Origin of the sequence: Pseudalkalibacillus sp. Hm43 (assembly GCF_051842935.1) — a bacterium.
Taxonomy (GTDB): domain Bacteria; phylum Bacillota; class Bacilli; order Bacillales; family Fictibacillaceae; genus Pseudalkalibacillus.
In genome coordinates, this window is record NZ_JBPXRR010000001.1 from 2,620,506 (window position 1) to 2,640,527 (window position 20,022).

The 20,022-nt window shown below is 41.4% G+C and carries 24 protein-coding genes and 1 other RNA gene; 4 read left to right on the plus strand and 21 right to left on the minus strand.

All coding sequences use genetic code 11. The features are described from left to right. Positions 1-262: 262 nt before the first annotated feature. From ACSVDE_RS13765 to ACSVDE_RS13775, 3 genes are all read right to left on the minus strand, one after another. The gene (locus tag ACSVDE_RS13765) at positions 263-1,684 is read right to left on the minus strand and encodes a peptide MFS transporter (protein ID WP_439301443.1); all 1,422 of its coding nucleotides are present in this window, start codon (positions 1,682-1,684) and stop codon (positions 263-265) included. A 193-nt stretch (positions 1,685-1,877) separates the two neighbouring features. Then, on the minus strand, positions 1,878-2,105 hold the full coding sequence (locus ACSVDE_RS13770; protein ID WP_439301444.1) for a hypothetical protein: 228 nt from the start codon (positions 2,103-2,105) through the stop codon (positions 1,878-1,880). A gap of 94 nt (positions 2,106-2,199) precedes the next feature. After that, positions 2,200-2,952, minus strand: a complete 753-nt coding sequence (locus ACSVDE_RS13775) for an endonuclease/exonuclease/phosphatase family protein (protein ID WP_439301445.1) — start codon at positions 2,950-2,952, stop codon at positions 2,200-2,202. Positions 2,953-3,089: 137 nt separating this feature from the next. Here ACSVDE_RS13775 and ACSVDE_RS13780 point away from each other — a divergent pair, with 137 nt between their 5' ends. Further along, positions 3,090-3,266: a small acid-soluble spore protein H gene (locus ACSVDE_RS13780; protein ID WP_439301446.1), complete on the plus strand. Its 177-nt coding sequence runs from the start codon at positions 3,090-3,092 to the stop codon at positions 3,264-3,266. A 50-nt stretch (positions 3,267-3,316) separates the two neighbouring features. Here ACSVDE_RS13780 and ACSVDE_RS13785 read toward each other — a convergent pair whose 3' ends face one another. The 9 genes from ACSVDE_RS13785 to ACSVDE_RS13825 form a co-directional block, all read right to left on the minus strand. Beyond that, positions 3,317-3,961 carry a lysostaphin resistance A-like protein gene (locus tag ACSVDE_RS13785; protein WP_439302007.1) on the minus strand — a complete coding sequence of 215 codons (645 nt, stop codon included), beginning with the start codon at positions 3,959-3,961 and terminating at the stop codon, positions 3,317-3,319. Beyond that, complete coding sequence (locus tag ACSVDE_RS13790; protein ID WP_439301447.1) at positions 3,954-4,892, minus strand: hypothetical protein; 939 nt, start codon at positions 4,890-4,892, stop codon at positions 3,954-3,956. The genes ACSVDE_RS13785 and ACSVDE_RS13790 overlap by 8 nt, the downstream gene beginning before the upstream one ends. A gap of 157 nt (positions 4,893-5,049) precedes the next feature. Then, positions 5,050-5,478 carry an SRPBCC family protein gene (locus ACSVDE_RS13795; protein ID WP_439301448.1) on the minus strand — a complete coding sequence of 143 codons (429 nt, stop codon included), beginning with the start codon at positions 5,476-5,478 and terminating at the stop codon, positions 5,050-5,052. Between the two features lie 10 nt (positions 5,479-5,488). Next, positions 5,489-5,953 carry an NUDIX hydrolase gene (locus ACSVDE_RS13800; RefSeq protein WP_439301449.1) on the minus strand — a complete coding sequence of 155 codons (465 nt, stop codon included), beginning with the start codon at positions 5,951-5,953 and terminating at the stop codon, positions 5,489-5,491. Positions 5,954-6,065: 112 nt separating this feature from the next. Next, on the minus strand, positions 6,066-6,335 hold the full coding sequence (locus tag ACSVDE_RS13805; RefSeq protein WP_439301450.1) for a hypothetical protein: 270 nt from the start codon (positions 6,333-6,335) through the stop codon (positions 6,066-6,068). A 39-nt stretch (positions 6,336-6,374) separates the two neighbouring features. Then, positions 6,375-7,073 carry a zinc dependent phospholipase C family protein gene (locus tag ACSVDE_RS13810; RefSeq protein WP_439301451.1) on the minus strand — a complete coding sequence of 233 codons (699 nt, stop codon included), beginning with the start codon at positions 7,071-7,073 and terminating at the stop codon, positions 6,375-6,377. 86 nt (positions 7,074-7,159) lie between these two features. Next, positions 7,160-7,708, minus strand: a complete 549-nt coding sequence (locus ACSVDE_RS13815) for a 2'-5' RNA ligase family protein (RefSeq protein ID WP_439301452.1) — start codon at positions 7,706-7,708, stop codon at positions 7,160-7,162. A gap of 164 nt (positions 7,709-7,872) precedes the next feature. Further along, positions 7,873-9,006 (minus strand): hypothetical protein, encoded by a 1,134-nt coding sequence (locus ACSVDE_RS13820; RefSeq protein WP_439301453.1) that lies wholly within the window; start codon positions 9,004-9,006, stop codon positions 7,873-7,875. A gap of 2 nt (positions 9,007-9,008) precedes the next feature. After that, complete coding sequence (locus tag ACSVDE_RS13825; protein WP_439301454.1) at positions 9,009-9,551, minus strand: sigma-70 family RNA polymerase sigma factor; 543 nt, start codon at positions 9,549-9,551, stop codon at positions 9,009-9,011. A gap of 302 nt (positions 9,552-9,853) precedes the next feature. Here ACSVDE_RS13825 and ACSVDE_RS13830 point away from each other — a divergent pair, with 302 nt between their 5' ends. Next, complete coding sequence (locus ACSVDE_RS13830; RefSeq protein ID WP_439301455.1) at positions 9,854-10,405, plus strand: lipase family protein; 552 nt, start codon at positions 9,854-9,856, stop codon at positions 10,403-10,405. A gap of 43 nt (positions 10,406-10,448) precedes the next feature. Here ACSVDE_RS13830 and ACSVDE_RS13835 read toward each other — a convergent pair whose 3' ends face one another. From ACSVDE_RS13835 to ACSVDE_RS13845, 3 genes are read right to left on the minus strand one after another with little or no spacing between them, the layout of a single operon-like run. Then, complete coding sequence (locus ACSVDE_RS13835; RefSeq protein ID WP_439301456.1) at positions 10,449-10,916, minus strand: thioesterase family protein; 468 nt, start codon at positions 10,914-10,916, stop codon at positions 10,449-10,451. A 12-nt stretch (positions 10,917-10,928) separates the two neighbouring features. Further along, entirely contained in the window at positions 10,929-11,891 is a 963-nt protein-coding gene (locus ACSVDE_RS13840) for a 3-hydroxyacyl-CoA dehydrogenase NAD-binding domain-containing protein (RefSeq protein ID WP_439301457.1), read from the minus strand. Between the two features lie 2 nt (positions 11,892-11,893). Further along, complete coding sequence (locus ACSVDE_RS13845) at positions 11,894-12,784, minus strand: 3-keto-5-aminohexanoate cleavage protein (protein WP_439301458.1); 891 nt, start codon at positions 12,782-12,784, stop codon at positions 11,894-11,896. Positions 12,785-13,039: 255 nt separating this feature from the next. Between ACSVDE_RS13845 and ACSVDE_RS13850 the strand changes: the two genes are divergently transcribed. Both ACSVDE_RS13850 and ACSVDE_RS13855 read left to right on the plus strand, forming a co-directional pair. Then, on the plus strand, positions 13,040-13,591 hold the full coding sequence (locus tag ACSVDE_RS13850) for a TetR/AcrR family transcriptional regulator (RefSeq protein WP_439301459.1): 552 nt from the start codon (positions 13,040-13,042) through the stop codon (positions 13,589-13,591). A gap of 193 nt (positions 13,592-13,784) precedes the next feature. Continuing rightward, the gene (locus ACSVDE_RS13855) at positions 13,785-14,192 is read left to right on the plus strand and encodes an LAGLIDADG family homing endonuclease (protein WP_439301460.1); all 408 of its coding nucleotides are present in this window, start codon (positions 13,785-13,787) and stop codon (positions 14,190-14,192) included. Between the two features lie 322 nt (positions 14,193-14,514). Here ACSVDE_RS13855 and ssrA read toward each other — a convergent pair. From ssrA to secG, 6 genes are all read right to left on the minus strand, one after another. Next, positions 14,515-14,852: a transfer-messenger RNA gene (gene ssrA / locus ACSVDE_RS13860) on the minus strand. Between the two features lie 114 nt (positions 14,853-14,966). After that, on the minus strand, positions 14,967-15,434 hold the full coding sequence (smpB, locus tag ACSVDE_RS13865) for an SsrA-binding protein SmpB (RefSeq protein ID WP_226547188.1): 468 nt from the start codon (positions 15,432-15,434) through the stop codon (positions 14,967-14,969). Between the two features lie 121 nt (positions 15,435-15,555). After that, positions 15,556-17,865, minus strand: a complete 2,310-nt coding sequence (rnr, locus tag ACSVDE_RS13870) for a ribonuclease R (RefSeq protein WP_439301461.1) — start codon at positions 17,863-17,865, stop codon at positions 15,556-15,558. 55 nt (positions 17,866-17,920) lie between these two features. Beyond that, entirely contained in the window at positions 17,921-18,667 is a 747-nt protein-coding gene (locus tag ACSVDE_RS13875; RefSeq protein ID WP_439301462.1) for an alpha/beta hydrolase, read from the minus strand. Continuing rightward, entirely contained in the window at positions 18,664-19,386 is a 723-nt protein-coding gene (locus tag ACSVDE_RS13880; protein WP_439301463.1) for an alpha/beta hydrolase, read from the minus strand. The genes ACSVDE_RS13875 and ACSVDE_RS13880 overlap by 4 nt, the downstream gene beginning before the upstream one ends. Before the next feature lie 313 nt (positions 19,387-19,699). Further along, positions 19,700-19,915 (minus strand): preprotein translocase subunit SecG, encoded by a 216-nt coding sequence (gene secG, locus ACSVDE_RS13885; RefSeq protein WP_439302008.1) that lies wholly within the window; start codon positions 19,913-19,915, stop codon positions 19,700-19,702. Positions 19,916-20,022 lie beyond the last annotated feature (107 nt).

Sequence of the window (20,022 nt, forward strand, 5' to 3'; positions counted from 1 at the left end):
ATGTGGCATGGAATCTGAATTTCATACATAGTGAAGGTTCAGTTCTATCATTTCTCAATCTGGTCTATAATTTTTTTTTTATGGGAAAATCAAAAAACTGATCTATAAATTTTCATTTTTATTGGAAATAACCCGATTTTTATGGGAAATATCTAAATCCTTATCCAAAATGACAAAACAGAGCCGACTATAGTTACTGTCGCGCTCTGTTTTGCACCATTTACATCTATCTTTCGTTAAAATAAGTCTTTTTCAAACGATTTTACGCTGCTTTTTCAATATCATCGTCATCTTCATCCAGATGCATCAGCTTCTGAAGCGGTTTGGAAAGTGCAAGCAGGATCAAACCAAGTATAAGTGCTGCTCCTCCAAGATACATGAAGATTTCTAGATAACCGAATTCGGTTGTTAACGAGGCAATATGACCAGCCAGATAGTTGGCAGCCGCATTACTCAAGAACCATACCCCCATCAGTAAAGAAGCGATCTTGACGGGAGCCATCTTACTGACAAGAGAGAGACCTATCGGTGACAGTGCAAGCTCACCGAGTGTATGAAGCAAGTAGGTGACGACCATGAACATCATCGATACTTTGACCGTACTTGATGCATCACTACCTGTCATCATGACAGCTGGCACCATGACCATGAAACCTAATCCAAGTAAAATCAGACCAAACGCCATTTTTGTCGGAATCGCAAAATCGCCACGTTTCGTTTTGGATAGTTTCAACCAGAGGATTGAAACGATTGGCGCAAACAGTAAGATAAATAATGGATTCAGGGACTGGAAGAACGATACGGGTACTTCGTAACCGAATACAGTACGATCAATGAAATCCCTTGTATAAAGCGTAAAGGATGCACCAGCTTGTTCAAATCCTGCCCAGAAGGCAACCGTGAAACAAGCAAGGATCAAAATAACGGCTGTACGTTGCTTTTCCTTTTTCGTCAAAGGCTTTGCACTCGCCTCTGGTGACGGCTTCATTTTAGACGCAGCAGGCTTCGTTCCGATATCGCCGAGATATTTTTTAGATAGTAGATTGAATGTGACTTGTCCGATGATCATTCCGATAGAAGACGCTAAGAATGCATATTTGAATCCAAATACTTCAATACCAGTCGGTGTCGTCGAAGCAAACCAGTTCGCATAGATCAATCCCGCTACAAGCGGTGAAATCAATGCACCTAAGTTGATCCCCATATAGAAAATCGTGAACCCAGAGTCTTTACGAGGATCATTCTTCGTATACAATTCTCCGACAAGTGTTGAAATATTCGGTTTAAAGAAACCATTACCGATGATCAACATGAGAAGTCCAAGATATAATCCCCATTGTTCCTGCACGGCAAAGAGCGTGAAATCTCCGACTGCCATCGTGATACCACCGATTGTGATGGCCGTCCTCAAGCCCATCAATCGATCCGTCAAGTACCCCCCAATTAGTGGAGTAAAGTAGACGAGTCCTGTATAGATTCCGTATAACATCAAGGCTGTTTTTTCATCAAAACCGAGCCCTCCACTGATCAATTCAGCAGTCAAATATAAGATCAGAATAGACCGCATACCGTAGTAGCTATAGCGCTCCCACATTTCCGTAATGAAGAGCAGGAATAAGCCTTTCGGATGCTTCTGCTTCTGTTTCTCCATCATCACTGCATCTTCGTTCATTGTTCCTTCCATGATGTGTCCTCCTTCTAAGATGTCTCAACCTTTTGTCCTATGAAAATAGGAATGATTACATACTTTTCGTCGTAAAAAATCATCTATTGGGAGTAAGGCAAATTTTCAAAATATAACGAATAGAATGACTTACTTCTCCAAAAATAGAAAAAATGCACTACACATTATGTAGAGCATTGCCAAACATTCTACTTTATCCAGTTGTTAAAGCAGTGATTTGTCTGTTGCGCTCATGTTGCTCTTCTTCATCCGCCAAGTCATATTTCTTCAATAAATGAAACAACTCGTTCAATTGATCTTGCGATGGTCCTTTTGCTAGAAACCGTTCACTCATTTGTACAACCTCTTCTGGTAAAAAAGTACGCTGGGCTTCCAGCTTAGCTTGCACATCTTCTAGAGTATGGTCAATATTACATCCCACCTCGTTCAGCCCCCTTTCCACTTTTCCCATTCTATTACAAAACGTTATTTGAATAAAGTAAAAATTTTACGGATTAAAACTGTAACGCGAAAAATTACTGGGTGAATTTAGATCCTGGGAGCTGTAACGTAGCGAATAGTGGCAGGTGGTCCGAGGCTTCTGCATTGCTTTTAAGCACCTTAGTCATCAACACGGTGAACTCTTCGGTTGTAAATATATAATCCAACTTCATCCTGGGTCTGTCAGAAGGATAAGTGTAGCCCTGATCTGATTGCGAATGATGATCCACCCATGTATCGATCAATTGTTCAGAAACGAGACGCCAACTGCTCGAATAAGGTTTCATGTTCCAATCGCCCAGAATGATGGACGGATACTGCTGTTGGCGTAACTGATTCAAAATGAACTCCGTCTGTTTCCCATGCAGAAACGGCGCTAAACTCAAATGTGTCGTATAGACGGCAAAATTTTGACCTTCTATATGAATGATCACTTCCAATAACGCGCGATCCTCCACAATCCTTGGTAAAAAATCGAATGGATAATTCTCTGATTGCACAATCGGAAAACGAGTCAAAATCGCACTTCCATACTGACGAACTTCACCCTTCCCTTTCCCACTGATTGTGATTGCTGGACCGAAGGCATATTCCATCTGGCAATAATCTGCGATTTGCTGAGCCTGATCCATGAATTCACTTCGGCTTGAAAATTCTTTGTCTACCTCGTTCAGACCGATAATATCTGCTCCTGAATGTAAAATGGTTTCTCCGATTCGCTCTAGATCCAGCTTCTTATCGGTTCCTTTTCCATGGTGGATATTGAAAGTCATCACATTGATATTCAAGTGCCATCACCTTTTAAGAGTACGTTTTTTCACATGATTATCGTTACCACTTTTACAAAGAAGGATTCCTGGGGCTGTATATCTGACACTGTGGATACACACATTAGAAGTGTTACAAATTCGAAGGAGGTAATTCAATGGACGCACAACGTGCACAAGAAATCGCATCGTCTCCAAACATGATTCAAGTGAACTGCAATGGACAAAATGTGTATATCGAGCATGTGGATCAAGATAAAGGGATGGCCACCATCCATCCACTTGATAATCCGAACAACAAACAAAGTGTTTCAGTGAATGATTTGAGTGAATAACCGTAAAGGAAAACCCACCACAGGTCATGTGGTGGGTTTATTATATGCTCTTACCTGACAATGAACCAGTACACGCACATGATCCCGAGGTCACCTAAAAAGTGACTGATGATGCCCGCGGTGATAGAACCCGTTTTTTCCCGTAAATATCCCCAAAAGAGACCAGCAATAAAAACAGGAAGTACGGCAACTATGTTCAACGGCCACTGGAACATCGGAATAACAGAAAGGAAATGATAAAGTGTGTAAAATATAGCGGTTAGCCAGATTGCATGAGCTCCTGTCCACTTCTCTTTAATTCGATTGTGCATGAACCCGCGCCAGTAAAGCTCTTCGAGTATTGGATTGACACATAGTAGAACAAATATCAAACCGAAGACTCCATTACCTGAAAAACCCCAGTCGTCCAATAACTGTCGGAGAACTTCTAAGTCGATGAAGTAGGCATGCAACCAGAATAAGCCTCCAAAAATGAAGGTAAAGAAGACAGTTCCGCTCAAGATTCCATACCAAATGGATTTCCGTTCGCTCGAAATGACATTTTTATTAGAAAATCGTTTGCTTAAGATGGGTACGAATAGAAGCCAACTATAGAAAAGCAAGAACGTGACGACTACACTATTCATCCATTGAAGACCGACAAAAATCATTAATGTCGGTCCGAGCAACAACAACCAAAATCGCAGATTATACACTTTCAATCAATTGCTTTTTCTCGTGCAAAATCTGCTCAAGTTCTTTTTCCTGTTGGTCTGCTTGGTACTTGAGTTCATTTAGAAGACTATGGATCTGATTACTTTGTGCATTGGTTCTTTCTAAAGCATCATTGATTTTTCCTTGGACCATCCAGTCGACAATCAATCCATCAAAAAAGAAATCGGCAAATTTAAGCATCGAGGATAGATCGACGTCCAGATGAGCTTCTTCATCCACATCCAACAATTCCTTTTGAAAACTACGCATTTTGCTTTGGGCCTGATGGATGTAAGCCGAAGCATCATCAATGTGGTTATGTTTAGCTAAGCTAGAAATCATGCCGCCACCGAGCATGTCGAGTGTCCCCCAGCCGTTCGCTTTTTCTAATGAACGAATAGCCATGGAGAGGGTTTGAGTGACTGCTTCTCCTGCTTGGATTGCCTCTTTCAATTCCGCTAGGTAAGCAACGGTGTCGCCTTCCCTTTCCGTTAACTCGGTTAATCTTTGAGAGTTTGGAGATGCGCTCCCTTTTATGTATTCTTCTTTTGTCGCGAGTATGTTCTCGTACTCCCTTTCTAATCCTTTAACTGCTAAAAGATGCTTTTGTAGCTCTACGATGGATTGATTGATTTCATCCCTTGCTTCTGTTGCTTCCTTCAGTTTCAGTTGGACCGCTGCGACTTCCTTTTTTTCCTCTTCTATCCTTCGCTCTTTCGTACCTAGAATGGTGTAGAGCAGGTTCGTCACACCTATCCCTTTCAGCTGGTCCACATCCGCTTGCTCTTCAGTTAATTGATCTTTAAGGTTGTAGACCTTTTCCTTCATATTCATTTGTTCAGCTTTATATAGAGCGAGCTGTTTTTCCCACTTTCGCTTCTTTCTCAACTCTACTTTAATTTCAATCAAACGTTCATTTAATTTGTTCAACAAAGCCATCACTCCCGTCTTTATTTCTATATACGGACAACGATTATTGAAGTTTCATCCTGGTAAAGAGGAGGCAGACTCCTAAGAGCCTGCCTCCACAAATTCAATTAATCATCGTGGTCTTCTGATTATCAAGAATGTGATCCATCAGAATTACCTTCTATTTCACCAACGAAGCTCTTAAATCTGCACCGTACTCCACATAACCTTTTAAGCAAGACAGCATATACACCCAGCCTTCTTTATTGTCCAGTAGTTGGTCAATCAGGTTATCATCATTTTCTTTGAACCCTTCTTCTATCACTTCAACTACTGTAAGATCATGATCATCCTCTTTAAATGTAATGGTTACAGTGTGATCTCCTGCCCATTCGAATACGATTCTTTCGTTCTCTCGAAGTTCTTTTACGTATATATCTCCTTGAGCGTTATACTCTTCATATTTCAAAGTGATGGTTTTTCCTTCTGCCCACCTTTCAGAACTAGAGGAAAACCAGAAGTTCCCGATCTTAACTGGATCAACAAACGCTTCATATATTTCACGAGCAGGCTTTCGTATCTTCATTTTTGTAACGTTGTTCACGTACATCCACTCCTTTTTAATATGAGGATTCATTCGATATTTGTTCTATGTACGGATTTATATAACTTCGATAAGAATCTATTAGGTCTTCTGGTAAAAAACGGAGGTCGAAATATTGTAATTCCATCGTTTCACTTTCATCAATTGCAAGTGTTCCCTTTACATCCCTTGATACGTACACAGCAGTCACGGCATATAGTTCATCACCATTCGATACTTTCAAAAAGTACTCTGGACCTGAAAAAACGCCTAATAGATTCAAATCACCGACATCAAGTCCCGTTTCTTCCTTCACTTCTCTTCTAGCTGTATCTTCAAGGCTTTCTCCAAGTTCCATGATTCCACCAGGCAATCCCCAACCGCCGTCTGTTCTATGTTGTAACAGTAATTGATTATTTTCATTAATGATGAGAACGACCGACCCTGGAAGAATGAGCGGTCGATGCCCTACATATTGTCTTAATTCTTTTACATAACTCAAAAATACCACTCCTAAACCCTAGCCATTATCTAGACTTCAAGTGAGTCAACTCTTGAAATTTTCTTCTAGTTTCTTCTCTATTTCATCATTACTGACCTTCTTTCCCCATATCTTACTCATGTTTTAATTTCAAATATCTGTTAAAAAACAAACCGATCGCAACAAGAAGGGCTGCCAAACTTGAAAGGAAAAATCCATAAGCATAGGCTGGAATATCGTTTTCTGGAACTCGATCATTAATCTCAAAGAACAAAAAATAGACACCTATTCCTTGTCCGTCCACATTTGTTCCATATGAATGTAATTCAAGTCCCTTTAGTACAGTTAAAATCGACAAGCCAACAAAAAGAACTGGTAAAACCCAATCCTTCATACTTTTCATAACTAGCTCCTCTCTACTACTAGACTAAAAGTTCTCCTTTTACTTGCTATGGGCTTGCTTTTCCCAGAGTAATTCTTTATCAAAAGTCGCATTGAGATTATGTACTAATTTTTCACTAGTCTCTTCTACAAACCTTGAAACTTCCTCTGGAGTTAAATATTTGAACTCATATGTAGGATCCAATGCAAAATTACCTACATCACTTAAATAGAATTCTGTAATCCGTTTGATTTGTTTTGTAATTTGATGTTCTGGAAAGAGATCAAGGTAATCTGGAAAACTCTCAATATGTTGAAAAGCATTCGTAAAAATATTATCTCTATTCTCATTCAGATAAACAAAATCACCACCGTACCAATCGCTTTTTATTTTTCTGGTATATTCAGGAGTTCCGAGTATATCTCGATAGACCGGTTCTTTTTTCTTCTCTTGATGAAGAGCACTCCATTCAACATCCGTTACTAAATGTACATAATAACCTAAATAAAATGAGAGTTGGGCAGTAGTAAATTCGAGCTGATCCTTATTCAGGTATTGTTCAAGGAACAGATTGGGGGTTATTTTCTTATCTACTTTAAAGTGAGTTACCTCTGGTGATGGGTAAAATTCTCCTGTATCTTCATCAGGCAAACCACAATCAGGTCCGATATTCCCGACTACAAACTCTTTTTCAGGTACTCGTAAGCCCCTTTTCAATAAATTCTCCGCAATTCTGAAATGCGCCATCCATGTCGCCATACGTTTCATTCTCCTTTTTATGTAGAACGCTTTGTTATGTACTTTCTTAACTTTTGTGCTTTTAGTTTAGTTAGACGAAAAAACATTCAATTAGTTACACATGATCTGCTTAATGGAATATCCAAATACTTTATATATTTCATAGGTTCGACTTCCTGATATATTCTAATGAAATCAACTTCATATGTAGGATAGGGGCTAAGTTCTTCATCTGACAGCTTGGCCATATCTTTTAGCTCTCTGTTGGACAAGCCAAAATAAGTCTTACCCAGTGTCATATGTGGTGTAAAGTCATCCAGCTCAAAATACTTCTTTATTAGCTCAGCTGAGGGAGATATTCTATGTACCAGACTTTGATGGAGTTGAATTAACTCTATTGATGAAGCGTTAAGATATAGAATGTCTTCACCGAAAAACATCGGTTTACCTACTGAAACAGTAAATGGTTGAAATTCTTTGCAGACTTCTTCGACTTTACTCAACCACTCTTGATCTGGGGTTAAGCCACCTTGAGCTTTTACAGTGATATGCGGTTCGACGACCTCTGTAATCCAATGCCCATTCCATTTCTTTTGGAATTCAATTATATTTGTTTTGTAATCCTCAGGTGGCACAATTCCAATAAAGTATTGCAAGATGAATCCTCCCTAAAACGATAAAATTTTAGCTCAATAAGAAATTTCTGTTTTTATACACTCAATCCCTTTTTCCATATGTATTTCTCCATTTTTCTCTAGAGTTGAAGCAAAAAAAGGCGCAACAGTCTTATTAGACATCGCACCCTTTGTGTAGTTCATCTCTATTTCGTTAAAGGTATTTTAATTTCATCTCCCACTAAGAGAACAGTGTCTTTTCGCTCCTTAACTGGAGCAAAAACCATTATAAACTCGTCATCTTCGCCTTGCACTTCACCTTTACTAAAGATTGGAATAACCTTCTCTCCAGCTGACCTCAAAAATACACCAGATTTATTTTCGTTAACGATGTAACCAAATTCTTTATCAATTTTCCTCGCATTGAGATATTGATGTTCTAATTTACTCTTTACTTCGTACTGAACTCCATTTTCATCTGTAAGGAGTTTAGTATCTGCCCCAGAGACTACAACTCTTGTTTCAAAAGGAGAAAACTCCACCTGTTTTATCTTGTATCTTATTTCTTTAAATGTAAATTCTTCATTTACCTTTATTGTTTCTCTTGCTGAGGTAGCAGATGATTTGATTTGGAACTCAAGTGGCCATGTTGTTTCTACTTTTTGATTAGTATTTTTTCCGTACAGGGTTAAATCTTTAATTTCTAAACGAATATCCTTTCCCTCATATTTGTTTATGGATTCAAAGGATAAGGCTTCAGCAACCATGTTTTTTTCGCTGTCGTAATACCTGCTTCCCCAACCTACATGATTTAATTCAATTTTTTCGTCTCCCACTATGAGATGAATGGATGTACTACCTTCAAAAATATCAAGATAATAATTCTTTAGATCTGTCTTTTCACTTTGAAAAGTTAATAAAAGTTTTGTTTCCGCATCATCCGCCATTACCCTCTCAAAATTTACCGAGATATCATGTTCTTCATCATAGTATGTTTGATTTAAAACTTGACCATGCCCCATTTTTATGGCAGCCCTAATTCCAGCATCATCAATATGTTTACTTAAAAAAATATCAGTATTATCATGATCTGTTTGTGCAATCCTTGAAACAGTCATGCTTTCATATCCAAAATAAATGATAGATGGAATAAGAATCAGAGCAACTATTATCGTCAGAGCGGGATTGAGAAGCTTACTTGTATAAGTAAACCAAACAGACTTCTTTCTTCTCTGGCTTAACGTATTAAGAATTTGGTATTTTTCTTCTTTACTTATTCCTGTATTTTTAAAAACTGTATCATTCATACTGTCTCGTAAATTGTTCAACTTATCATCCATATTTAATTACTCACTCCCTTCTCAAACTGCTTTCGTAATAGTTCCTTCCCTCTTCTGAGTCTAGTCTTGATGGTCTGTTCGTTGATTCCAGTAAGTTCATTTATTTCCCTTATTGTAAGATCTTCATAATAAAATAGAATGATGATTTCTCTGTATTTTACAGGAAGCCCAAGCACCTTTTTTGAAAAAATCAGCTTTTCATTTTCTCTTATTACATGTTCCTCTATGGAAGGTTGATCAAGTTGTAGATTTTCCTTGAGACGTTCAAGGCCCAAAAACTGTCTAAATGACTTTCTTTTCAATGTATCTTTTGCTTTATTAACTGCAATTTGATACACCCAAGTTTTAATATTAGAATCTCCTCGGAAGAGATGATATTTGTTGTAGCAAGTAATAAATACTTCCTGTGTAACATCCTCAGTCATACTCCAGTCTTTAATGTATGTATAAATCAATCTCTTGATGGCATCTCCATATTCATCTATAAGATCTTCTATAACTTCTTCGAGAGTGTTTTTCTCCGAAAATTGTATGTTGTCTTCCAATTTACATTCCTCCCTTTCCCCTCCTAATTTGTTTGACGATAAAATTCTAAACATTGTTTCGTCTTTCTAAAAACATAACCCCCTAACCTCCCACATAGATTAAAAGATAACTGACGATTGGGGGGGTGGTGGATATATCTCAAACACACTCACTCGATAAAAGGTTAGCTCTGGATTTGTTGAAGGTTGCTGAACTGCCGAGTATTCAATATGAAAATCACGGTAATTTCCCGATGCCAACACAGTTTAAGCTTCTTCTCCCTTTTAAAGCCTATGCTTTTTGGAAGCTAGAATGGTTTGGCATGATTCTTGATTCCAGTCACGCAGTTGTGACGGCCTTCCGTGGGACCAGATCAACACCTGATTGGCTTGTTGATGCGGATATAGAGAAGAAACCCTTCCATGGTGGTTATGTCCATGATGGCTTTTATTCCGTTTACCGGAGTTGTCAGGATTCCCTACTAAATGCATACATGGGATTAGCACAAAAGGAAAACAAAACGCTGTACATTACGGGGCATAGTCTTGGTGCAGCGCTTGCTACCCTACATGCATTGGATGTAGCCAACAATAGAAAAGGCATTCATTTTAAAAACATCATCATGTATAACTACGCTAGTCCGCTCGTTGGTGACCATCGTTTTGCATCCATTTACAATGCCATAGTTCCAAATAGTATTAGGATCGTCAATACACATGATGTGGTTCCAATGATTCCGTATCCGAGATGGGGCTATGAACATGTGCATACTGGCGTATCATTTACCCTACCGGATATGCAAGATATGCAGAAAGACCGCTCCTACAATCATTCGCTCAAGGCTTATCATCGTGGCATTACCCATTACTTATAGGTATAAAAAAAGCACCTATGAAAGGTGCTTTTAGTTAGTTATGTTATTTTCTTTTGATTCCAATTGTTCTACCTGCTTGTTTTGGAAGTGGTTTTTCACGATCAGCTTCATACATCTCCTTTAATTTTTCAAAGACGGACTCAGGGAATGGTCCTGGTCTATCCTCTGTGGTATCCATTCCCATGAGCATTTGTTCACTCGTGGAGATGGTCTCACCTTGTTCATTTTCCATGGTGAAGAAGATATGGATTCTTTTCTGATCCAGATCAAGAATCTGACTAGTGACCGTCAACTGCCCCCCTTCATGAGCTTCCTTTAAATAACATACATGGGTTTCAAGTGTGAAAATCGTATATTTGAAGGTATTTCGTCCTTCTTCATGCAGACCGATATGATTCATGAACTCATCAACGGCAATGCTGAATACTTTTGCATATTCGGCATCATTCATATGACCGTTGTAATCGACCCATTCATTTTTCACCTGCTGTTGAAGTTGAAATTGTTCCATTGTGATATCCTCCTACACGTTGGACTTTTGCGCTTGCTTCGCTTCTGGCCAGTAATCCTTGACCAAATCAAGCAAACGGACTAGAAATTCATTCCGGTTTTGATCCAACTCAGATAAACTGCACTCTCCAGACTGTTCTTCGCAACCTGCTACGACACGATCATGCAATTCATCGGTCAACTCAGGTGCCTCAAGCTTTGTCCAAGGCTTCTTCAGGGCAGGTCCGAATTGCTTAAGCATGTGGCGCATACCACCTTCACCGCCAGCCAAGTGGAACGTTAAGAACGGTCCATACTGTGCATATCGTAATCCAGCTCCATAAATGAAGGCTTGGTCAACTTCTTCAGTCGTTGCAATTCCTTCATTGACGATGTGGAGGGACTCCCGCCAAATTGCTTCAATCAGGCGGTCTGCGATATGCCCTTCAATTTCGTTTCGGACAAGCAGTGCCTTCATATTCATGCCTTCAAAGAAAGCTGTCGCACGCTCTGTGTTTGTAGTGGTCGTTGCTTCCCCAGGGACAACCTCTACGAGAGGCAGGATATAGACCGGATGGAATGGATGAGCCACGACAAGCCGATCTGGATACTGAAGTCCTCGCTGCAAGTAAGATGGTTTGATACCTGACGTACTGGAAGCGATGATGGCTTCTCTCTTCGCATAACGATCAATGTCTTGAAGGACCGATTCTTTCAAATCCTCCACTTCCGGTACATTTTCCTGGATAAAATCAGCGTCTTCGACTGCTTTGCTCAAGTCTTTTTCGAATGTTAAGCGTTCTATCGACGCGCCTTCAGCAAGACCCAGTTCTTCCACATACGGCCAAGCATTCTCGACCGCTTTTCTCATCCGTTCTTCTGCACCTTCAGCTGGATCAGTTGCCACAACATCATAACCATGCGCTAAAAATCTCGTAATCCATCCGTTGCCGATTACGCCCGTTCCAACGACTGCGATTTTTTTGATGTCTGTCATGTTTATTTCCCTCCATGTGGATTTCTAAGCTGTAAATACTCACGTGCCTCTTGTGGCGTCATCGGTTCCAGTCCATGTCCATCCAGCATCGTAAAGGCTTTATCAACGAGCTGTTCATTTCTAGCCATGACACCTTTACTGAGGTAGATGTTGTCTTCCAGTCCTACACGGACATTTCCACCGAGTAATGCAGATTGAGCTGCAATCGGCATTTGCATCCGTCCGATGCCAAACGCTGACCAATGTGCATTTTCCGGCAGGCGATTTTTCATATATAGGATCGTTTCTGCATCCGCTTCAGCTCCCCAAGGAATCCCGAGGCAGAATTGGAACATCGGGTCCCCGTCAATCAGACCCTCGTTAATCAATTGCTTCGCAAAACGAAGGTGTCCGGTATCAAAGCATTCAAGCTCTGGCTTCACACCGCTTTCTTGGATTAATTTTGCCTGATCGCGCAACCAATCTGTCGGACTCATGTAGATCATGTTGCCAAAGTTCGTACTTCCACAATCCAACGTACACATTTCCGGTAAAAGTTCACCCACTGGTCGGTGTCGTTCTTCAGGCGTTTGCATGTCTGTTCCATCTCCACCAGCAGCTGGCGTTGCAAGACTTGGGATGAAGTCTCCTCCCCCACCTGACGTGATATTGATGATGACATCTGTCTCCGATTCACGGATTCGGTCGACGATTTCACGATAATGTTCGATATCGTGACTGATGCCACCTGTTTTCGGGTCACGAGCATGTACGTGTGCGACGGTCGCTCCTGCCTTTGCTGATTCTATCGCTGATTCTGCAATTTCTTTTGGTGTCACTGGAACATGAGGATTCTTTTGTGTTGTTTCTCCTGCTCCCGTAACCGCTGATGTTAACAATACTTTCCCTTTCATGTTCACTTCCTCCTTCTCGTTCGTTCCGTTTTTGTATTTCAAATCCAGTTGAAACTATACCATCTGGACTGTTTACTTTCAACCCAGAAAAGGGATTTTTTTTCGATTCGTTTATCCATTTTGAACGTTCGTTTAGGCAGGTATGTCCTTATTACTACACCATTATAGAGGGAAATGAAGGGATTAAATTGAAAACAGTTAGGCCGAGTGATATGATGTTGGGAGAAATCCAAAAAGTCTGTGAGGTATAGTTTCATGCCAAGAGAATCAAAACGGCACAAAATATTAGAAGCAGCAGCATTGATCGTCCATAATCGTGGTATTGATGCACTGACTCTTGATGCTGTAGCGGAAGAAGCACAAGTGAGTAAGGGTGGACTTCTTTATCACTTCAGAAGTAAAGAAGCATTGGTGGAGGGGCTTGTCCTCCACATGAACAATATTTACCGTACGAACGTGGAAAAGGCAGTTTATGAAGATATCAATCGCGAAGGCAAGTGGACGAGAGCGTTTATCAAAGCGACTTATGATCAAAGCTTGAAGAATACAGAAACCAGTGCAGGAATGCTAGCTGCTCAAGGTATTAATCCTGATTTGCTAAAACCGTTGCAACAAACGTACGCCAATTGGCAGGATAATATTGCACATGACGGTTTAGATCCCGTTCAAGCTACCATCCTCCGACTGGCAGCAGACGGGTTATGGTTTTCAGAGATATTCGGGCTTGCACCTCTGAATGAGGACTTGCGAAAGCAAGTGCTTGATACTTTGTTGGAGCAAACACACCAGGATAAGAACAACGCATAAAAAAGCACTCACTGTTGAACTCTTATAGTAGAAGTGGAGTTTAGCCACTTTTTTTAAAACACCATTGAGCACATTCATCTCTTAGAGATAAATGTGCTCTTTTTATTAAATACACTTCTCCCTAAATTCAGTAAATTAATGGCACAATAAATAAGAACGAACGTTCTTATTTTTGGGAGAGGAGCAATATGTGATGAAGGAATTGGAAGCCGCTTATATTGCTGGTGTTATTGACGGTGAGGGGAGCATCATTTTAACTAGGATGCATGCCAATGAACACCGTAGACCTGTAATAACAATTGCTTCTACAGATTTAGAATTGCTTACATATGTCCAGTCTGTCGCAGGAGGTTACCTTTACAGTAAGAAAAATTACAACCCATCTAAACATAAAAATTCATTCATTTTAAATATCAAAATAAAAAAAGAGGTATTCTATGTCCTACAATCTTGTTTACCTTACTTGAGAATTGATCAAAAAAGAAAGCGAGCTGCCTGGATATTAGATAATTATGATAAAGTCACACCAAGGAATGGAAAATACGTAAAAGATGTACTCGCGAGGAAATTGAAGTTCGAGGAAGATTTCTTTAAATTATAAAAAACTCCATAAAAAAACCACCATAGTTTTATGTATGGTGGAGACGGTGGGACATGTTGTTCCATGCTTTCGTCATGGCACTGACTATATCTTGAACCTGTTTGATCAGGTCCCCCGGCGTATTATACGAAATGTAATTTTTACTTGTTTTCAAGTAGTATTCCGTATCCTAGTACTACCCTTTAGGTAGCCTATAAGTCGATACACGGCTGTTGGATTACTCCACATACCGCTCGGCATTGCCCTATCGCTAAAGCGACTTAGGTTTCACCGATTAAGCCGGGTTATCACTTTTGTGTTGCCACAAAAGGCGACTATTTACTAATCGAACCCACGTCCAGAAATATCGGCACTTAAGCTTCTACGAGCGTAGTCAGTATATTAGCATTTCGCCAGCACTTCAGCCTACTGACAGGCCTCCGTGTGGCTAGCCTGGTTGTTCTCTTCCTTCATCCTCAGGCGGTGGAATCCGGCGTAGCCCACTGATAAGTGAGTCCCTTACCCTAGCACATGGGCGATGCAGGGAGGAACCGCAAAGCTACTGTTACGCAGCTAGTGCGAAGTTGTTGTTTTCTTTGCCAGTTATAGGCGTTGGCGTTTTAACGAGGCCGACCCCCTCGGCTCGCAACTTAAGCTCGACCTATCCCTGTCGAATCCGTAACGTCCCCATATAAAAGGAGTGTTCGGTAGTTGCTTTAAAATCTTACTATCCTAACTGGCGACAACATCTATTATAGCATATAGAAGCTATATTGTTAATGATCTTACAGATACTTACATTTTTTGGCGTTCACGGAAAGCTTTCTCAATCTCACGTTTCGCCGTCTTACGCTTCAGGTCTTCACGCTTGTCGTATTTCTTCTTACCTCTTGCGACACCGATTAGGACCTTCGCGACTCCGTTTTTGATATACATTTTCAATGGGATAATCGAATATCCAGGATCTTTAGAAGCACCAATCAATTTATTGATTTCTTTCTTGTGTAACAGCAGTTTTCTAGTTCGAAGCGGATCATGGTTGTAACGGTTGCCTTGTTCATAATGGCTGATGTGCATGTTATGAAGGAAGACTTCCCCGTTTTGAACACGGCAAAAGGAATCTTTCAATTGAACACGTCTTGCACGTATGGCTTTGATTTCTGTTCCTTGTAAAACCATACCAGCTTCGAACGTTTCTTCAATTGCATAATCATGACGAGCTTTTTTATTTTGTGCGATTGCATTCCCTTCATTACGTGCCATAGCTTCGTTTCCCCTTTCAACTGCATGATACATTTTATCAACAAAGGTCAAAAAAAGTCAAGAAATCCACCCTTGGATAGACAGAAGAGGAAGCCCGAATGGACGCCCTCTCATCTGTTCATTACCTCTTCTTCTTTTTACCTTTTTTCTTTTTTTGAACATCCTTGTAGAAAGGTTTGTTGCCTTTCTTCTTACGGGATGATCCCTCTTTGTCATTTCGTCTATCATTTCGCTTCTTTTCCTTCGTCGGACTCTTACCACCACTATTGATGACACGTGAACTCTCTTTGCGTCGTCTCTGTGTTGGAGCTTTCATTCCGACGATTTCGAAGTCGATTGCTCGTTCTTCTACATTAACATTGAGCACTCGGATTTGTATTTCGTCTCCGATTCGGAACACATTCCCGGTACGTTCTCCAATCATTGCATACTGCTGTTCGTTGAAGTGATAATAGTCATCCGTCAAGTAGCTGACGTGGACAAGTCCCTCAATCGTATTCGGCAGCTCAATGAACAATCCAAAGTTCGTGACGCCACTGATGACCCCATCAAATTCTTCACCGATTTTATCTTGCATGAATTCCGCTTTTTTCAAGTCGTCAGTTTCGCGCTCGGCATCAACCGCACGACGTTCCCGTTCAGAGGCATGCTGTGCGATTTCCGGTAATCGTTCACCCCAGTGGTTCTTCGTCTTCTCATCCACTTTTTTCTGAATGAGGTAAGTTCGAATGAGACGGTGAACAATCAAGTCCGGGTAACGACGAATCGGTGATGTAAAGTGCGTATAGAATTCCGTCGACAAACCATAGTGGCCATGGTTTTCAGGCTCGTAACGAGCTTGTTTCATCGAACGTAGCATAACCTTACTGATGACCGCTTCTTCCGGTTCCCCTTGCACTTCTTCTAAAATCTGTTGAAGGGCACGAGGGTGTATGGAATTCGCTGATCCACGAACTACATAACCGAAGTTCGTAATGAACTCGAGGAAGTTCGTGAGCTTCTCTTCATCCGGGTCTTCGTGGATCCGGTACATGAACGGGACATTCATCCAATGGAAGTGTTCGGCAACCGTTTCATTCGCTGCTAACATGAACTCTTCAATCAGCTTTTCCGCGACAGTACGGTCACGTAAAACGACATCAACTGGCTTCGATTCTTCGTCAACGAGCACACGGGCTTCACTGAAATCGAAGTCGATTGCGCCACGTTCAAAGCGCTTCTTACGAAGGATTTCTGCGAGCTCGCCCATCAAGTCGAAGAACGGGACGAGATCCTTGTAACGTTCTAGTACTTCGTCGTCTTCACGAAGTAAAATTTTACGAACGTCAGTATAGGTCATCCGTTCATTCGTGCGAATGACACTTTGGAAAATCTCGTGATTGACGACGTCACCATTCGCATTGATTTCCATTTCGCAAGAAAGCGTCAACCGGTCGACTTTCGGATTCAAACTACAAATCCCGTTGGACAAACGATGCGGAATCATTGGAATGACCCGGTCTACGAGGTAGACAGACGTCCCACGTTCAAGTGCTTCCACATCAATCGGAGATCCTTCTGTCACATAATGGCTGACATCCGCAATATGCACTCCTAGCTTATAGTTTCCGTTATCAAGCTTTACAACGTTAACCGCATCATCCAGGTCCTTTGCATCTGCACCGTCAATCGTGACGATCGTTTCATCCCGCAAGTCTCTGCGGTCATGCAGATCATCAGGGTCAATTTCATCAGGAACGGAGTTCGCATGCTCCATCGCATCTGCCGGAAAATCTCTCGGCAATCCGTGCTTATAGATAATGGATAGAATATCGACGCCAGGGTCGTTTTTGTGGCCTAAAATCTCAATGATTTCACCTGTCGCACTGGAACGACCTTCCGGGTATCCTGTGATTTTGACGAGAACCTTATGGCCATCCACCGCGTTGTTTGTGGCTTCTTTCGGGATGAAGATGTCGTTCGGAATACGCTTATCGTCCGCTTCGACAAATCCGAAACTTTTACTATCTATAAAGGTTCCGACCACTTCCGTTACGCCACGCTCGACGATTCGGATGACCGTTCCTTCTGGCTTTTGGTCACCAGGTCGGCTCGAAATCCGGACGAGCACCGTGTCTCCATTCATTGCACCATTCAACTCAGATGGCGAAATAAAGACATCTTTCTCCCCTTTTTGTTCTGGGATGAGAAACGCAAATCCTTTCGCATGACCTTGAAGCTTTCCTTTGATGAGGTTCATCCGCTCTGGGACACCATATCGGTTACTTCGCGTCCGGACGATGTCACCGTTCTCTTCCATATCATTCAACGTAATGACAAGTTCTTTGAAATCTTCCGCATCTCCTAACCCGAGCTCTTGCTCCAGTTCCTGTACGGTCAATGGTTTATAGGCTTCTTCTCTCATAAATGCTAAAATTCTTTCTTGATCCATGGTTGTATCCCTCCTTCAATGTTGTCTATATCTTTTGATTTAAGTATTGTCTTCATTATTTTGACCAGTCTAGTGAGTTTAGGAACTCCAACACATCCTCATGAAGCTGTTCTTTTTCCTTATCGAGCGTGATGACATGGCCAGATTCTTCGTACCATTTCAAGCTCTTTTGGTCAGATTCAATTGAGTCATGAATGATGTTCGCGCTGTCTGTATTGATCATCTCATCGTGTCTTGCTTGTACCACGAATGTAGGTGTATAAATCATATCAATGTTCGAGCGGACATCAGAGATGAGCTCTTGGAGCGCCTTCAATGTGTTCATCGGCGTCTTTTTGAATTCTTCCATCTCTTCTTCAATCTGCTCATCCGTTTTACCCTCGTAATTTTTGTACTCTCTTGCGTACTCGAGCACACCTTCGTACATGACCTCTTCGCTTTTAATATACATAGGCGCGCACATCGGAACGATCCCTTTGATGGGTTCCGTGTAGCCGAGCTTGAGTGAGAAGACGCCTCCCAGTGACAGGCCAGCGACAGCAATCTCTTCATAGCCTTTGTCTTTCAGCTCATTATATGCGTTCATAACGTCCTTCCACCAGTCGTCAGGACCGGTATGGACGAGCTCTTCAGGCGGTACGCCATGTCCTTTATAATGTGGTGCCAGACAAGAGTATCCCTCTTTTTGTAAGTATCGGCCGAGCATGCGAACATCGGCTGAATTTCCTGTGAACCCATGCAACAGAAGGACTGCCCGGTCTCCACCTTCGAAGAAAAATGGTTTTGGTGCCACGATTTTCATGATGTTTCCTCTCCTTTTAGATCTACTGCTTCTTTATCTGTTAAAAAGTGAAAGACGTGTTGAATGACGTCTTCTTGCTCCATACCATGGCAAATGATGTGTTTGGATTGTGGTAAAAAGACGAGCTCTTTTTGGTCGCTTTGAATCGTATCATAAATGTATTGCGCGCTTTTCTTCGGAACGACCCCATCACATTCTCCCTGCAGGATCAGTGTGGGTGTCTCGATTTTGTCTATATATGGGCGCAGATTGTAAATGAGCTTTTTGAATTGGTATGTCATCGACATCGGGGTTGTTCTGAACTTCCGAAGATACCGCTGGAACAGTTCGTTCTCTGTGATCTTTCCCTTGAACAAATCGAGGATCATCGTTTTGATATCTTCGAAAAGCTGACGAGGACTTACATAATAAGCAGCGGCACTCATGAGAACGAGCTTGTCGACTTTGTGGGATGAGGCAAGGTAACCCGCAATCATTCCACCCATTGAAAACCCGACGAGATAAATCGTATCGCATCGCTTTTCAAGGGCTCTTAGTTCCATTTCAGCGGTCTTGATCCATTCCTCGAACGGAACATATTCCATACGGCCACCCGTGTCGTGTCCCGGAAAAGTCGGCGACTCGACGAGCCAATCTGTGTTCTCTTTTAAATATCGGACAAGCGGCTCCACCTCATAAGGGCTTCCGGTAAATCCGTGGAGACATAAACAACCGATCATCGCTCGGACTCCTTCATTCTTTCTTATAGTTTGCCCCTTGTCGGAATCGTTAAAACGTATGTACATAAGAAAAGCGGAAGCGCCATGACTTGCACATGGATGTGCTGACTTCGACGATATCACAGGACGTGATGTTTTTAGTCGAAGGGCCTTACTAGACGTAGGGAACTGGAAGACCGACGAGGAGGCTGTCGCCGCCACAGGAGGTCTGAAGTGATCCGAGTGACTTGGCGCTAAGCTAGACATCACATCTATGTAACCTGAAAATAAAGAAAACAGCAAGCGTGGAAACTTGCTGTTCTTCGTCGTTTTATTAATATACGTAACCTAAAAGAATCGTAAGAATGAAAAATAGTACAGCTAGAATGATCGTTGCCTTTTGGAAGACAGCGTCGATTCCGCGTGCTTTCTGCTTTCCAAACAATTGCTCCGCTCCACCTGTAATCGCACCGGAAAGTCCAGCACTCTTACCAGATTGAAGTACCACAATCGTAATTAAGGCAATCGCATTAATAATTAATAAGACCATCAAGAATGTTTCCACGTTAATCCACCTCCAGCGACACAAATCCAGTACTTTAAATGTACCACAACGAAGCTGACTGTTTCAACAAAATTTGAGATCGTGCCAGGTAC

Coding starts and splice junctions, on each gene's coding strand:
- ACSVDE_RS13820 (WP_439301453.1), bottom strand. CDS start 9,006: ATGGATGATAAGTTGAACAATTTACGAGACAGTATGAATGATACAGTT.
- ACSVDE_RS13780 (WP_439301446.1), top strand. CDS start 3,090: ATGGACGCACAACGTGCACAAGAAATCGCATCGTCTCCAAACATGATT.
- ACSVDE_RS13830 (WP_439301455.1), top strand. CDS start 9,854: ATGATTCTTGATTCCAGTCACGCAGTTGTGACGGCCTTCCGTGGGACC.
- ACSVDE_RS13795 (WP_439301448.1), bottom strand. CDS start 5,478: ATGTACGTGAACAACGTTACAAAAATGAAGATACGAAAGCCTGCTCGT.
- ACSVDE_RS13765 (WP_439301443.1), bottom strand. CDS start 1,684: ATGGAAGGAACAATGAACGAAGATGCAGTGATGATGGAGAAACAGAAG.
- ACSVDE_RS13810 (WP_439301451.1), bottom strand. CDS start 7,073: ATGGCGACATGGATGGCGCATTTCAGAATTGCGGAGAATTTATTGAAA.
- rnr (WP_439301461.1), bottom strand. CDS start 17,865: ATGGATCAAGAAAGAATTTTAGCATTTATGAGAGAAGAAGCCTATAAA.
- ACSVDE_RS13875 (WP_439301462.1), bottom strand. CDS start 18,667: ATGAAAATCGTGGCACCAAAACCATTTTTCTTCGAAGGTGGAGACCGG.
- secG (WP_439302008.1), bottom strand. CDS start 19,915: ATGGTCTTATTAATTATTAATGCGATTGCCTTAATTACGATTGTGGTA.
- ACSVDE_RS13835 (WP_439301456.1), bottom strand. CDS start 10,916: ATGGAACAATTTCAACTTCAACAGCAGGTGAAAAATGAATGGGTCGAT.
- ACSVDE_RS13855 (WP_439301460.1), top strand. CDS start 13,785: ATGAAGGAATTGGAAGCCGCTTATATTGCTGGTGTTATTGACGGTGAG.
- ACSVDE_RS13850 (WP_439301459.1), top strand. CDS start 13,040: ATGCCAAGAGAATCAAAACGGCACAAAATATTAGAAGCAGCAGCATTG.
- ACSVDE_RS13840 (WP_439301457.1), bottom strand. CDS start 11,891: ATGACAGACATCAAAAAAATCGCAGTCGTTGGAACGGGCGTAATCGGC.
- ACSVDE_RS13880 (WP_439301463.1), bottom strand. CDS start 19,386: ATGATCGGTTGTTTATGTCTCCACGGATTTACCGGAAGCCCTTATGAG.
- ACSVDE_RS13845 (WP_439301458.1), bottom strand. CDS start 12,784: ATGAAAGGGAAAGTATTGTTAACATCAGCGGTTACGGGAGCAGGAGAA.
- smpB (WP_226547188.1), bottom strand. CDS start 15,434: ATGGCACGTAATGAAGGGAATGCAATCGCACAAAATAAAAAAGCTCGT.
- ACSVDE_RS13805 (WP_439301450.1), bottom strand. CDS start 6,335: ATGAAAAGTATGAAGGATTGGGTTTTACCAGTTCTTTTTGTTGGCTTG.